15 protein-coding genes are annotated in these 13967 nt (G+C 45.4%); 12 read left to right on the top strand and 3 right to left on the bottom strand.

Annotation, left to right across the window (positions count from 1 at the left end; genetic code table 11):
* Window positions 1–133 precede the first annotated feature (133 nt).
* The 4 genes from CHA6605_RS29005 to CHA6605_RS28990 are packed head-to-tail and all read left to right on the top strand — an operon-like array spanning window position 134 to window position 2142.
* On the top strand, window positions 134–757 hold the full coding sequence (locus tag CHA6605_RS29005; protein WP_015328737.1) for a DUF6088 family protein: 624 nt from the start codon (window positions 134–136) through the stop codon (window positions 755–757).
* On the top strand, window positions 754–1338 hold the full coding sequence (locus CHA6605_RS29000) for a hypothetical protein (RefSeq protein ID WP_015328736.1): 585 nt from the start codon (window positions 754–756) through the stop codon (window positions 1336–1338). The genes CHA6605_RS29005 and CHA6605_RS29000 overlap by 4 nt, the downstream gene beginning before the upstream one ends.
* 20 nt (window positions 1339–1358) lie before the next feature.
* On the top strand, window positions 1359–1625 hold the full coding sequence (locus tag CHA6605_RS28995; protein WP_015328735.1) for a hypothetical protein: 267 nt from the start codon (window positions 1359–1361) through the stop codon (window positions 1623–1625).
* Window positions 1626–1677: 52 nt separating this feature from the next.
* Window positions 1678–2142 carry a hypothetical protein gene (locus CHA6605_RS28990; RefSeq protein ID WP_015328734.1) on the top strand — a complete coding sequence of 155 codons (465 nt, stop codon included), beginning with the start codon at window positions 1678–1680 and terminating at the stop codon, window positions 2140–2142.
* A 12-nt stretch (window positions 2143–2154) separates the two neighbouring features.
* On the opposite strand, the gene CHA6605_RS28985 is transcribed toward CHA6605_RS28990, so the two are convergent.
* The 3 genes from CHA6605_RS28985 to CHA6605_RS28975 all read right to left on the bottom strand — a co-directional run bounded on the left by CHA6605_RS28985 (window position 2155) and on the right by CHA6605_RS28975 (window position 10320).
* Window positions 2155–3300 carry a pentapeptide repeat-containing protein gene (locus tag CHA6605_RS28985; protein WP_015328733.1) on the bottom strand — a complete coding sequence of 382 codons (1146 nt, stop codon included), beginning with the start codon at window positions 3298–3300 and terminating at the stop codon, window positions 2155–2157.
* A 93-nt stretch (window positions 3301–3393) separates the two neighbouring features.
* Window positions 3394–7236, bottom strand: a complete 3843-nt coding sequence (locus CHA6605_RS28980) for an Eco57I restriction-modification methylase domain-containing protein (protein WP_015328732.1) — start codon at window positions 7234–7236, stop codon at window positions 3394–3396.
* Window positions 7237–7491: 255 nt separating this feature from the next.
* Entirely contained in the window at window positions 7492–10320 is a 2829-nt protein-coding gene (locus CHA6605_RS28975; protein ID WP_015328731.1) for a helicase-related protein, read from the bottom strand.
* 61 nt (window positions 10321–10381) lie between these two features.
* Here CHA6605_RS28975 and CHA6605_RS28970 point away from each other — a divergent pair, with 61 nt between their 5' ends.
* The 8 genes from CHA6605_RS28970 (at window position 10382) to CHA6605_RS28945 (ending at window position 13894) form a co-directional block, all read left to right on the top strand.
* Window positions 10382–10594 (top strand): hypothetical protein, encoded by a 213-nt coding sequence (locus tag CHA6605_RS28970; RefSeq protein ID WP_015328730.1) that lies wholly within the window; start codon window positions 10382–10384, stop codon window positions 10592–10594.
* A gap of 35 nt (window positions 10595–10629) precedes the next feature.
* Window positions 10630–10752 carry a hypothetical protein gene (locus CHA6605_RS36385; protein WP_015328729.1) on the top strand — a complete coding sequence of 41 codons (123 nt, stop codon included), beginning with the start codon at window positions 10630–10632 and terminating at the stop codon, window positions 10750–10752.
* A 113-nt stretch (window positions 10753–10865) separates the two neighbouring features.
* Window positions 10866–11705, top strand: a complete 840-nt coding sequence (locus CHA6605_RS28965) for a DUF5895 domain-containing protein (RefSeq protein WP_015328728.1) — start codon at window positions 10866–10868, stop codon at window positions 11703–11705.
* A gap of 75 nt (window positions 11706–11780) precedes the next feature.
* Window positions 11781–12185: a hypothetical protein gene (locus tag CHA6605_RS28960; protein WP_015328727.1), complete on the top strand. Its 405-nt coding sequence runs from the start codon at window positions 11781–11783 to the stop codon at window positions 12183–12185.
* Between the two features lie 113 nt (window positions 12186–12298).
* On the top strand, window positions 12299–12526 hold the full coding sequence (locus CHA6605_RS33355; protein WP_015328726.1) for a hypothetical protein: 228 nt from the start codon (window positions 12299–12301) through the stop codon (window positions 12524–12526).
* Between the two features lie 80 nt (window positions 12527–12606).
* The gene (locus CHA6605_RS28955; RefSeq protein ID WP_015328725.1) at window positions 12607–12864 is read left to right on the top strand and encodes a hypothetical protein; all 258 of its coding nucleotides are present in this window, start codon (window positions 12607–12609) and stop codon (window positions 12862–12864) included.
* 328 nt (window positions 12865–13192) lie between these two features.
* A complete protein-coding gene (locus CHA6605_RS28950) occupies window positions 13193–13483 on the top strand; it encodes a single stranded DNA-binding domain-containing protein (RefSeq protein WP_015328724.1) in 291 nt (96 codons plus the stop codon).
* A gap of 39 nt (window positions 13484–13522) precedes the next feature.
* The gene (locus tag CHA6605_RS28945) at window positions 13523–13894 is read left to right on the top strand and encodes a hypothetical protein (RefSeq protein ID WP_015328723.1); all 372 of its coding nucleotides are present in this window, start codon (window positions 13523–13525) and stop codon (window positions 13892–13894) included.
* Window positions 13895–13967: the final 73 nt, after the last annotated feature.

The raw sequence follows: 13967 nt of genomic DNA, 5'->3' as shown, positions 1-13967 counted from the left end.
TATGCCCACGACCACAGGCTAAAGTGACCAAAATGGTAGCTTGGATAGCAGATAGACCGTAATTCCACGCTTGCCACTGACTCCAAAAATACGGTATTATTCTGACATAAGAGATCGCTTTAATTCAGTAGCCATGAAGAGTACAGCAGATCGAGTTATGGACAAAGTTCGAGTACGAGGTCGCGGAAATGGGGTATTTACGCCCAAAGATTTCCTCGATTTGGGTAGTCGTGCGGCGATCGATCGAGCATTATCTAGATTGGTTGTCAGTGGCAAGCTGCGGCGAATCGGGCGTGGTTTTTATGACTTTCCCCGCCAGAGCAAAATTTTGCAGGGTTCTGCACCACCGAATTTGGATGCAACGGTTAAAGCGATTAGTAGACGCGACCAAATTCAATTAATGCCCAATGGCATTGCAGTTGCCAATGCTCTGGGCTTGACGAATGCCGTACCTGCGAGACCGTCCTATATCAGTAGTGGTAAGACTAAAACAGTGCAAGTGGGCAACCGGAAGGTTTATCTCCAGCACGTTAGTCAGAAGGCGATTGCTTGGGCAGATCGTCCAGGTGGGCAGTTTGTGGCAGCGGTTTTATGGCTAGATAAAGCGATCGCGTCTGCTCCAGATACGATCGCTCTAATGCGGGCAAAGCTGCCTGATGATGTGAAACAAGACCTCCTCCAAGATCTCGATCTTTTACCTGGTTGGATGGCATCGATCGCCAGAAAGGTCTGTAGTGATTTGAATTTAGCTGTATGAGCGATTTGACGAGCGATGGGGATGAAGTACGGTTAATTCGGGTGCGAGATGCCGCCTCGGTAGTAGGGTCATTAGTTCCGTTAACGACAAAGCATTTAGATGATTTCAGAATAGTCTGGCGGGAACGACTGAGAACTTCCGCAGATGAAGACCAATATTGGGATTGGGAGCAGAAACAACGAATTTATCTAGCTGGTGGGATGGGACTATATGAAGGCTATGCGATCGAGTGCGAGCAGTTGACTCAAGGAATGATGTTGATTCAGACACGGGGCTATCGATCGCAAATCGAGCCGACGCGCCGACTGGTCTATGTTCATTCACTGGCAACAGCACCGTGGAATCGCGTCTTGAACCCTGATGTGAATGGATTTCGAGCGGTGGGTGGAGCTTTACTCCGGTTTGCTCGGCTCCGTAGTGAAGAGTTAAATTATGGAGGGCTGGTAGGGTTGCACTCTTTACCTAATGCGGAGGTGTTTTATCGCAAAATGGGGCTGATCGACGGGGGTGCTGATGCAGAAAAAGATAATTTGACTTATTTTGAATGGTATCGGCGTACAGAGACTAATGTAGATAATTAAATAGAGGAATGGAGGAAATTATGAGATTTCAAATTACTGAAGAGGAAGCCCGTGAGATGGCTAGATTAGAGGAAGAGTGTGGTTGTGATATCAGCGCGGGGCCTGATTGGGGTATTCATTTGGACAAGGTAATGGAGCTAGCCCTATATCCAGGCAGTCACAATAAGTTTATCGATCTGCTAAACGAGCAGTTTGGGAATGTGATGTCTTCAGAAGAAATTGAGGAGGTGGCTGCTAGTTTTCAGATGCAAATTCAAGAGCGATTAGCTGGCAGAGTGGCAAGCTAACGATCGATCGATTCCGCAATTTGTTGATAGACATCCTCAAACTTATTTTCTCATGCTCGATACTTTGAATATCCATTTTGCGCCTTCGAGCGACACTCGCTCTCCCGCAGAACACGTTGCCAATATTCGCGATGTATTTGGTGTTAGTATGTCCGATTTGGCTGTCATACTTGGAGTTACTCGTCCTATTGCTTATGCTTGGCTGGATGGTAATGAGCCAAAACAAGAGTTTATTATTACACGTATCCGGCAATTATCCAGTATTGCCAATCGCGTGAAGGGAATGAACATTGAGCGAATGGACAAACTGATACATCGTAATATTCTCAATGGAGAGTCTTTATTCGATCTACTCAGAACTGACAAAGATCCTGCTATTCTCATCCAGTCTCTCAAGGAAATCTCCGAGAAAGAGGCTAGAACTCGACAAGAATCCAAAAGTTCTGGAAAACACCATCGATCGCTAGATGAGATATCGAGCGAATCTGGCGTACCGATCGATGGACGGAGTTATTAAAACTGGCAATATTCATTTTAAGTTATGGTTTTCTAAACTTTTCTTATATTCCTTCAAAGATCTCATTCTTGAGTATACTTCTCCTCTGTTTGAGAGTGTTGCTATCAGAATATTTCTTGTTTGCTTGCACGGATAATACACGATCCTAAAATCTCCAATCCGGTATCTCCATAGCCCCTTAAATTTATTACCACTCAAAGGTTTAATTGTATCTCCTACAGGCAATATAGGAGATTTTTGTATTAACTCTTCTGCTTTTAATATTTGCTCCTTCAAGTCATCTTCAATTTTAAAAGTTGATTTTAAATATTCTTTCGAGCGAAATACAGTCCAGCATCCAGGAATTTTGCCAGAAAAACTGTATCTTAATACACCACATAGCCATAGGTAGAAATCCAAGTGCTTACCAACAGCTTTGTAAGATGCAAATGTATGGATTCCAGACATTTCAACTTCGCCAAGAAAGCGATCGATGCTCAGTTCCTTTATTGAATTTTTTTCAGTATTTTTTAATAATTTATAAGTATCGGTTAAAGCTATCTCTATAGATTTTTCTTCGTCATAACAATCTTCTTTGTTTAATAAGTCATTGTTAATGTCAATTTGATGTATGAATGGAATACTTGAAAAAGCATCGAAAACCTCTTTTTCAGAATCGACGAAGATCATTCCTTCATTGTCTGGGGAGAAACCTATAGGGAAAATAGATTTATTGCTGTAAAATGCATTATGCAAGTTGACATTTTCTAACTGTGCAGATTGCATGTTTACATCTATCAAATTAGCATCTGATAGATTACACTCGCTCAGAAGTGTATTTTCTAGTACCGCTCCTCTTAGATAAGCACCTTGCAAATTAGAGTTAATAATTTGACAATTGCTAAACCGATTCCAGCATAAATTTGAGCTAGAGAGATTTACATTAGTAAATAGAACTGAAGAATATGATATCTGAAATAATTCTGCATTAACAAGGGATAGTCGATCAAAATTAGTGTTTTCAATGCGAGAACTTTGTGCTAAAGATAAATTATCAAAATATTTTTCTTTCTCAGAAATTCTGCTTAGAAAAGTCACGATAGAAATGGTGTCATGTGCGTTGAATCTTCTTTTTGATATTTCCAGCGATCGCTCAAGTACTTCGTTGTCTATTTTCATTCTTCTCTAATTTAATTAATTTTTGAACATTTGGACACGGGTTCAAGATCGCAAGGAACAGCTATCATTTGGAAGTCTTCAACTGCCCTTGTGTCACTGAGCAATTTCCCCCGATTCCATTTCATCCCACGCTGCCAATACCAACCGCTGAGTGCGATATTCGCCGTATTCCTTCATCTCCTTGTTCTTCAATACTCGGAAAGTCTCACTGGGAAACTCTGCCCCATAGATATCGCTAGGATCGAGGATATACCGCAATTCATCGCGGGTTAAACCATACAGTTTGGCGTATTTGGCATCGAGTTCCGCACGGAGGATGGCACGACGTTCTGGGTTCCACACAAATGGTGCGCCTTGATAACCCATGTCTTGGGCGAAGGGCTGCATATCCCAAGCGGTGTAGACGAGTTCGAGGACGCGACTGCTGATGAATTCGATGTCTTGGGGTGTGTAGGATTCTGGGGGGAGAACAGGAAGTTGTTTGACAATGAAAAAGTTAAAGTTAGTTCCCCCTGCTTTCTGACGAGTAACGAAATCAAACACCAAGCTACTCAAATTAGCCTGTAGACAAGCTACTAAATTTGGTTTGCTTATCTTTACTAGCATTAACTGTCCGCTATCACCTAATGCGGCTATGGGTAGCAATGTAAAAATAGCTGTTCGCTCATTAACAGCCTTTGTGATTTTTCTAAACGCCAGTAACCACTGTTTATCCCATTTTCCAGCCAGCTTATTGTCTATCTCTTGCTTATCCACCCAGTAACGGGGAGTAACTTGAAAATCGGTGTTTTGTTTCTCATTCAATGACGCATCACGAACATCCAATCTTTCATAAGTTGCCCATCGATGATCGAACTGATGTAGCATCTTGGATTCGTATAGCGGTAAAGCATCAGATGATTTACTACCTTGAAATGAACCACTATCATTCGACATATGAAACATCGTCATAAATGAGATGCCCCAAGGATTAACCTGTGTGCGCTCATTATCTAAAATTGGTACTCTTTGGTAAATCTTGCGGGTCAATTCCGCATCAGCCTGAGTCCGAAATACTGGAGAAGTCAGAGTATTAGGGTTAATTAGGGCAATATCTTGAGGCGTAAGGGTAAATACGCGCTGTTTATCTTCTAATTGACGGGGATGGGTAAGGAAAAAGGAGAATTTAGTTGCGGGGGTAGGTTGCTTTGTAGTGATGAGAAGAGAGAATTTAATTTGGCGATCTATCTCTGGAAATAAACCATCACGATTCTCGAAGTCTGTAAGAGCGGCTAAATTCTGATTTTGTACCAAATCGCCAAAGAACTTTTTACAGGTGTCATCCGTAGCGATACCCGTAGGTACGATAATTCCTGCTCTCCCAGTAGGCGCAATCAGCCTTCTCGCAGTCTCACTAAAAATGCTGTAAGTATTGATATCGCCTACCGCTGTTAAAGTGAAGCGACTCGAACCGCGTACAAATCGCCCCTGAGCGGTAGCATCATATTTAGCAAGTTCAAACTCTTCGAGCAGTTCGGGATTATTGAGCGGTAATTGTTTAATCAGTCGTTCGCGGACTGCTTTATTCTGAGCATTAGCAATCTCCGCATCACGAGCTGCAAAGAACTCCTTCTCCTGCAATTTAATTCGCTCCCACGGTGGATTCCCTAAAATGCAGCTAAAGCCACCATCTTGAAACACTTCTGGAAACTCCAGACACCAGTGAAAGAAGAACTTCTCCACCGCCAGTTTATTAACTGTATCCGCAATCTCTTGGACACCTTGGCTGGGAGCCTCTGACATCAACCTGTATAGAGTTTCAGTCGTAGGCAACAAATCGCTCACCAACGGCATGAAAAACGCCGCCGTCCATAGATTACACAGCGTGTAATCCCGATACCATGAGGAGTCGTGACGACTGGCTCGATATCGCTCCTGCTTGGCACGAACATCGCTGGCTGTGATTTCTGAGGTTAAACCAATTTCACTGGCATTCTGGGTGTAGCGATCGCGTTCTGCTTGGATAACTGGAGTATCGAAGAAGTTTTGCTGTCCGAGTTGCTTGCATTCTTCCTTATTTCGCTTCTTCAACTTAGTCGCAACGGCTTTATTATCCCCTGTCACTGCCGTATACGCTCCTTCAGGAATCCCCTCCTTGAGACAGTCCAAATCCATCACCCCTACCAAAGAGTTCCCGCATTTAATCCGGTGATCCAAAAAGCTCAACGGATAACCCTTGTTATACCCCTCAATCCACAAAGCCACCTTACACAAATCCACAGACAGAGGATTTAGATCCACGCCATAGATACAGTTTTGAATCACATCACGAGTGGCTTTGCGAATATGTTTACGTCCTGGTTGATGTTCTCCTGTGCGTACCTGTGCCAATGCTTTCCCTAGTTGACGAGCGGCTGCAAGTAGGAAATGTCCTGAGCCACAACTAGCATCACAAATTGTAATTGACAAAAGTGCGGCTTCTTTTTCGGAAATAGTATTTAGATTGACTAACTTTTCATTGATTACTGGATCTAAGGTAGTTTTGATTAATTGTGCGACTAATTCTGGTGGTGTATAATATGAGCCTGTAGACTTACGTTCGCTACCTTTAATTAATTGAAATTTGAGAACTTCACTAGTCGAAATTTGTGGGCAAAAATCCAACAAAATTTCATAAGTAGAGCCGATTTCTTCGACGTTGAAAGCCTCGTAGTTAATTCGTCTAATTTGTTTATTTTTTCCATTTTTACCCTTGTATTCGTAAACAGATAAACTGCGAATCGCCAGAAGTAAATCATAATTATCTATTTTAGAATTTTCAATATATTCTAATTTGCTAGAGCCAAACAGGTCGCCATTTAATGGAGATAAGCCAAGAACTTTACCCCGCCAATTTTCATCGAATAATTTAAATGTAACTAATAAGCCACACCATAAATCTTGAAACCCTTCGCTCTGAAATAAAGGTCGTTCCGACATTCGGCGCAATCGATCGACACTATAATATTCCTGATAAATTCGCCGCTTTTCTGGATCTTCATCAGTCAACATCTCACGCGCTTCCGCCACCATCAAAAATAGTAGACGATAAATCAACATCAATAGTTGACGATAAAATTCTGTCGCCTTAATTTCTCCACTCTCACATTTTGCCCGTAATTCATCATTTTTAGGATGTTCGAGAAAACCATTACCTAATCGCTCGATCGCACTTTCCACCCCATCTCGCAGTTTATCCCTTACCCGTCCGCCCTGTTGCAAGGTTTGTTGGTGGTAATATTCCAACAGACATTTATCCGCATCATCCATTCCTTGCGGTAATCTCGATCGATGAAACAGGCGATAAAATAACCCAAACTCGGCGAAGTTTTCCCCATTCAAAATCTGCTGGAGATCGAATTCTACATAAGTCAAACGGGTAATCAAATTAGAATCTCGCAACAGTCGCCATTGATAACCATTCGTCACCACCCCCCACAGATGCTCCGTGCGGTTGAGATATTCCTGCATCAATCCATGAGCGGAGATGCGCGGCGTACCACTAGGCGGACGTTTTTCCAATCCCACCCGACAACCGACGATATGCAATGGTGGTTTAGCCTCCCCTTCCTCCACCCGATGAGAAATCGCATAACTCTGATTATCGATCGTCTCAGCATTCGTCAAGATTGGCGCATAACCCAAACACATTAATAGTGGAATCGCCCACTTATTTCGCGTGACGGTAGTAGCCACATCATCAGCCGGAAGGCGATCTAATGATTGTTGGAAAGCTGCCCAGTTTGCTTTAGCGATCGCCCAAGCTGCGGCAATTTCATCAGCTAATTTAGCCTTCTCATCGAGTTGAAAGTCTTGCGGTAATTGACCTTTAAAATCGTTGGAGATTAGATCCTGGGTGATGTCGGAAACAAACAGATTTCCTTCAAATTGGTAGGGGCGAGTGGTGGTAGATTGCACGGGGTTATTCCTGATAGTGAAAAAATGATTCAATCTAGAGATCTCGTTCCCGTTCCGGTTCCCCCTTTTGAAGGGGGCTAGGGGGATCTCATCTCCAAGCGGAGCAAACAGATTAAGCGTGTTGGACTGCGGCGTAGGTGGAGATCCCCCTAAATCCCCCTTCAAAAGGGGGACTAAGAATAGCTTCGGCTTAGGCTCTTCGCTTAATTCCGGTTCCGGCTCCCCCTTTTGAAGGGGGCTGGGGGGATCTCCGGTTTATCCTGGAGTCAAAATCAACAATCCCAACAAATCCATCGGCATTTGGGGATGAACTATCGATCGCTTGCCTTTAGTAATCGCCCTGATTCTGGCGTATGTATCTCCTAACTCCTCAGCCCGTTCCCGCGCCAAGATTTCCAGATCTGGCGATAACTCTGGATATCGATCGAGTAAATCCTTCACTTCCCGCTGCTTTTGCCCATCAGTAGCATTAGCAGTTGCTTCCGCACTCTGCAACAGTTCCAACGCTGCTTCCGGCGATAACCATTGCGGATTGCTGGGCGCACCAGTAAAACCAGCCACGATACATTCCTCAGCCATTAACGGCGGCGTACTAATACCACCAGCATCAAGATCCCCAATTAGGTGCCGCAATCGCAACAGCAGTAAATTAGTCCGCACCTTCACGCGATCGGTAATCACATAGCCACATCGCGCCGCCGTCGGGTTCTGCTTATCCGTCAAAGTTTCCTCTAATAGAAAGCTTGCCAATCTTTCCACGATCGGGTGATTGCGTCCGATGTATTCCACTCCATCGATCGGCGATGATTGAAACGTCATTTGGAGCGGTTTGTCGCCTACAATCTTTTCGACGATCGATTTCAGACACTGAGGTGGTGTCGCCATTACCCAATATTTCTTCTCCCGCTTGAGGGAATTCCCCAACCGTTCGCAAGCAGTACGGACAAAACGTTCGACATCCTCACTACTACCGAGAATCCGATTGGCTGCTTGTAATTCCGTGTCAATTTCACCTGGTTTAATGCTCTGTTGGGCAAATTTAGTCCGAGATTGCTTCTCGCGATCGACCGCTTTATCCCAACGGCTATGGACTTCAGCCACAGGGGAACCAGCTTGAAACAGATCCAGCGAGAGTTGTTGAACGCTACTGGGCTGCTCGAATAGCGACTTGAAGATCGCCGTCTGAATCGTACTGCTATCGATCGGTAAAGGTACCGTAATCCCCAAGGTTTTCCGAATCGATACCGCCTTGCGAATCAATACATCCAATACCGCCAAGTCGATTTTATTATCGCTCCCATACAGCAGGCAGGTTTTAACTACTGGTGCGGCTTGCCCATATCGATCGATCCGCCCTTCCCGCTGCTCCAACCGATTCGGATTCCACGGGAGATCGTAGTGAATCGCCGCCTGGAAGTGATTTTGCAGGTTTACCCCCTCACTCAAACAGTCGGTTGCTACCATCACCCGCTGCGGATAAGTTGCCAATTCTGCCAACCGTTCCTCGCGCTCGTCTTCCGACTGTTCGCCCGTAATCGCAATAATCCGCACCTGAGACGATTTCTTTTTCGTTAATTCTTGCGTAAGCTGTTCGGACACATATTTAGCCGTAGCCAAATAACGACACCAAACGATCGGATTTAACCCCTCATCCAGCCGCGCCTTTACCCAAGCAATCGTCGTCTGCAACTTGCGATCGTCCTTGGGTGAAATTGCTCCAGCATCCTTGAGAAACTGCCTTAACTTCCGGCGTTCGCCCTCTTGCGCCTGCATCTCGATCGGTGGAGTCGCATCACTACATTGCTCCTGCTCCGTGCGATCGTAAATATAGGTACTCATCAACTCATCGTCGATCTCCTCAATCCCCGCCAGCGTCCGATTCTCAATTTGCTTGCCCAAAGTCGCGATCGCCGCTGCTGGAGAAGACATCACGCACCGAAGAATAGCTAATGCCGACCAATATCGCCCCTGCTGCTTGGCTTTACTCAAACCATCGGTAGTTTTGACTAAATTCCGCGCAAAGTCATACACCTCGCTATATAGTTGCTGATAAGGCTTGGAGAGTTGATAACTAACCTCCGTCGAATCTCGATCGGGAAATGGTGTTTCCGCCCCCAACCACTGCTTAATATCACCCCGCCGCCGCTGCACGAAATATTTAGCTAATTCTGCCCGTTCTGAGAGCGCGAAATTACTCAGATCGATCTTGCCAAATTCAGGCTTGAGCAAGCTAATCAACGACAAGAATCCAGTTTCAATCCCACTATGGGGAGTCGCACTGAGTAGAACCAGATGGCGTTTTTCCTGTCGGGCAATTTCCTCAATCAATCGATACCGCTGCTGTTGCGCCGAACCATCCGCACTGCTGTTGCTACAAGTATGCGCCTCATCCACAATTACAAAATCGGGACAGTGCGCCATGAAACTCACTCGATGTCGATCGGACTTCACATAGTCCAAGCTAACGATAATGTGCGGATAATACTCAAAGATATGTTTGCCACTAGGTAATCCTCGCTCCAACTTAGCTGCGGTACTAGATCTGACCACCACCGCATCGATTTGAAACTTCTGTTTTAATTCCTTTTGCCACTGCTGACACAGTTGGGGCGGACATAAAACCACAGTCCGGTGGATCTCCTGTCGATCGAGCAATTCCCGCGCAATCAAACCAGCCTCAACCGTCTTCCCAATTCCCACATCATCAGCGATTAACATCCGTACCGTTGGCAGTCTCAGAGCCATCAACAGCGGTACCAACTGATATGGACGTGGATAAACCGACAATTTACCCAAACATCGAAATGGACTCGCTCCAGCCCGAAGATTCAGCCGTGCCGCATCAAGTAGTAATTGAAATGAGGTGCGATCGCCGATCGTGTCTGGATTGGGAAGAGGAAATTCCGCCGAGGTAATCGGGTCTAACTCTTTTAACAGTTGATAAACCGCACAGATTTGGTCTTCACTGCCACCAATAGGGCGCAGTTGCATTAATTCTGAGTTAGCCTGGGGCATTACCACCCAAAGCCGATCGCGACAAGAGACAATTGATGCGGACGAAGGGAGGCTGGTAGATATTGTCATTGACCCTAATTTTTGAGCATCAGCATCTATCTGACTCCTCAGTTACAGGAGTCAATTAGAAGTGAATTATTTGATTGAATACAATGTGTTTTGGCTTGAAGCCAGTAGTAGTTATAATGCCCAATCATCCGAGCGATCTATCGGCGGAGCCGAACGAGTTTGGAGCGATTCGGCTTCGCTCGACGCACATTCAACTCATTTTGGAAGAGACGATCGACAGCCCTCGGTTCTAATTGACAGTGCAGCGGCAAAGCCGAATCTAGATGAGCGTTAAGTCGTTCGATCTCTAGATCTCCAGGAGAAACCACTATGTTCGATCTTGTAACTTCTGCCTACCACCACTTCATCTGTTTGCGTTCTGGTGAGTTTGAATGTCGCCAATTTTCAGTTGCTGAAGCAATTCTCGAAGTTTACTACGAGTTCTTCATTTAGTACTTATCGACTCACAATAGCTCGCAGATCCCTCGATCTGCGAGCTATTTTTTGCGTGTCCTCGGCAGAGCCGTATCCATCTGACCGATTCATTATATTTAGGAATTTTTATCATGACTACTCAACCAGTCCGAGATCGCTTTGCCTCACCCGAATATTGCAATCCCAATGCCAAGCTCCCATACATTCAAAGCCTCCGAGGTGAAAATCCTGGCGAATGTGGGTTCTTCGTCAGCCTCGAACAAATGGGAAAAGCAAGCTGGCTAAATGTACCCGAAACTTTGGATAGCTATACCTTCTCTAGTGGCGCGATCGAGAAGGGCTTGATATTTCGCCAGCCTCGAATGCTTGTAATACCCAAGTCGGCACTGCTAGCGGCTCGAAGTGTCAAAGGCGAAAACGGTAGCTCCGAGTTGGAACTGCTTGGAAAATACAGTGAATTCAAAGGTCAAGCTGGTGTCTCTAACATCCAGATCTTTGAAGTGCTATTGCTCGATGGCGACAATTGCCCCCTGCACGAAATCCCCTTCCAGTACATCGCCAAAGGTGCTACCCAAGCGACTTTCTCGTTCCACTATCAGCAGTTGCTCCTAGAGATAACTACTTGTCATGCCCAAGCTAACGGCATCTCTGCACGTCCGAAGACCCTCGAATTTAACGCCTTGTGCGTATTCGAGTTTGAAGTCACGCGCGAGCTGGCGGGTAACGGTCAGAAAGCACCTGCTTGTAAGGTTGCCAGTCATACCAAGCCCACGATGGATGACTGGACGAACTTCTTTCTGGGTCGCAACGACGAACTGGCCGATCGCGTATTTCAATTGCTGGATATCCCCGTAAGTAACGCAGTACTCGCCGCCGCCAAGCCCATTGCCCAGATCGCTCCTGCCTCCCCTGAGCCAGTCCAAACCCTTACTACCGATGATGGTGAGGACGAAGCTGACATCCCATTCTAGCCATCTGCCCCATCGACCGTTCTTACCTGCGAACTCTGGAGGAGTTCGCAGGTATTTTTATTAATAGAGGTAATCATGTATTCATCCACAGCAGGAGTTGGTTCGAGTTTACAGTATTTAAAGAAATTTCCAGAATATCAAAATAATCAATTGCTAATCTTGGCGGGTCTAGAGATGACGATCGCCTACGAACTATTGGCGGCTCGACAAAGAATTTGGTGCTCTATCTTCTGGAAACGCAGTAATAGTGCTACTAAATTTGCTGTCAACAAAAAGATGGAGGGTATCGCCTTCGATGCTGGTACTTCAATCATTAATGCTGGTAAACTACTCAATCGATACTATGACCAGTATGGAATCGACGAGCTAGATCGGGAGAATTGGAGTCAAATTATTATGTCTTTAATCAATGCCGATCGCTGGCTCAAAGAACAATTTGGTAATGATTGTAAATCTAAACAATTAAAGATCGATCTTTAATTGCCATCGCGTAGCCAGCCGATCCGGTCTGGATCGGTATTCTTTGCTGCGGCTGATATCAATCGCGCAAGCGCACCACTATACAACCCGATTAACTCACCCCCATAAAAAATATGCGTTCGTATTTAGTGCTACGCCTTAATCACCGCGAATCTCGCCAACGCCTAGTTAACAAGATTGTTTGTTCGCCCAACCAACTGCTTAATAAACTTAACGCTCTTACCGATTCATACGGAGAATACGCCTACAAAACAATCCGCGAAGTTATCGATAGTTACACAGACGATGATTCTTCGATGACAATCATTGATTTAGCTACCCTAGACTTTGTTTCAACTTGACTTAGCGACGATCTCAACTGAGATCGTCGCTATCTTTTTAAACTCAAAATGCCTTTGGGCTTTTTCTATACCCGATCGATATGAATCAACCCAATCTTAGAAAGTTTAAAGTTGCCGAAGTCAGCTTTAAATTCACCTGTTCGATCGAATATACAGCATTTTATATATTTGATAAAGTTGCAAGCGATCTCGCTCTACAGTATGCAAAAAAGTTGTTCGGACGGTTAGGTGATGTCGCTTCTTTGCGCGAAGGTCGCCACGGTCTACCACCACACCGATATTGGAACTACGAGGGCTATATTTGCAAATTCGACAAGTTCGGTCGTTCGTTCGCGTAGCGTCGGCAGAGCCGAATCGAAGGTCGCTGTATCGACTTCAACTTTACCGAGATTACTGCTCCTATTAAGACTGAAACTCGTATCCAGCGACGATTGATGCTCCTGCACCAGCAGATTAATTCGGCATATTCGATTACAGAACTGAGACATCAAGCATTGCAATCACTGGTACTTGCGAACGCCGATTACTATGGCGTTTGCCCCATTCGGAGCAAGATTGTCACTCTAGCTGATGTGCTGCTGGAGTGACCGTAAGAACCATCGGCAAAGCCGAATTGAGTTGAAGCAATAGTGCTTCAACTCACCCATCCTTTGGAGGAATCCGCTCATGCTAGTTAACATTTCCGGTTTAGTCGGTCGCGCTCCTAAGTGCTTACCCGATGATAGTTCGATCCTCGAAGCTGCCCTAGCAGTGCCAACTAGTGACGGAAAAGATTGGTTTGCGGTCAAATTTAGCAATGCCTTCGTCGATGCTGCCCAAGTCATCCGTAAAGGCGACACGATCGCCGTCACTGGCGAGCTGACTTTTGAACCACTGCCTGATGGTTCGACTGCGCCCTTTAAGCCTGTTGTTGCTGTTTGGGATTTGCAAGTGTGCGACTTTGCTGTTGCTTACTAGCTTTTCAATATCCACTTACCCTACCTTTGGAGACTACTCATGAACTCTACTACTTCCAATCTCGTTATCCTGACCGCTGAAATTAATGGTGACAAGTTGACTGGTACTGCCATCGACGGCGATATCAAAGTGCTGTTTAGTACTGGTGCGAGCGAAATCTACCAGCGGCTATTTGTGCCCGAAGCCAATCTCGTCGTTAGTGGGAAGTTTCGGCTCGGTCGTGACGCTTGCACTGTTGGTATCGAGATCGCGAGTATTATTGCCGTCGTCTCTTTGCCTGTCGCAACTCCTATCGAGGTTGCAACTCCTATCGATCGAGTTGTCGCCTCTAGCGATGCTCCCGCTAAGTCCAAGCGCAAGACCTCCACCACTCGCAGCAAGAAAACTGCGAAGACCCCAATTGCGGCTTAATGTCCTCCTGCTCGATCGGCCCCAACCATCACTAGATGGTTGGGGCTGTTTTTTATTATCTATCATCCTCAAA

Origin of the sequence: Chamaesiphon minutus PCC 6605 (genome assembly GCF_000317145.1) — a bacterium.
GTDB lineage: Bacteria > Cyanobacteriota > Cyanobacteriia > Cyanobacteriales > Chamaesiphonaceae > Chamaesiphon > Chamaesiphon minutus.
This window is presented reverse-complemented; position numbering and strand designations above follow the sequence as displayed.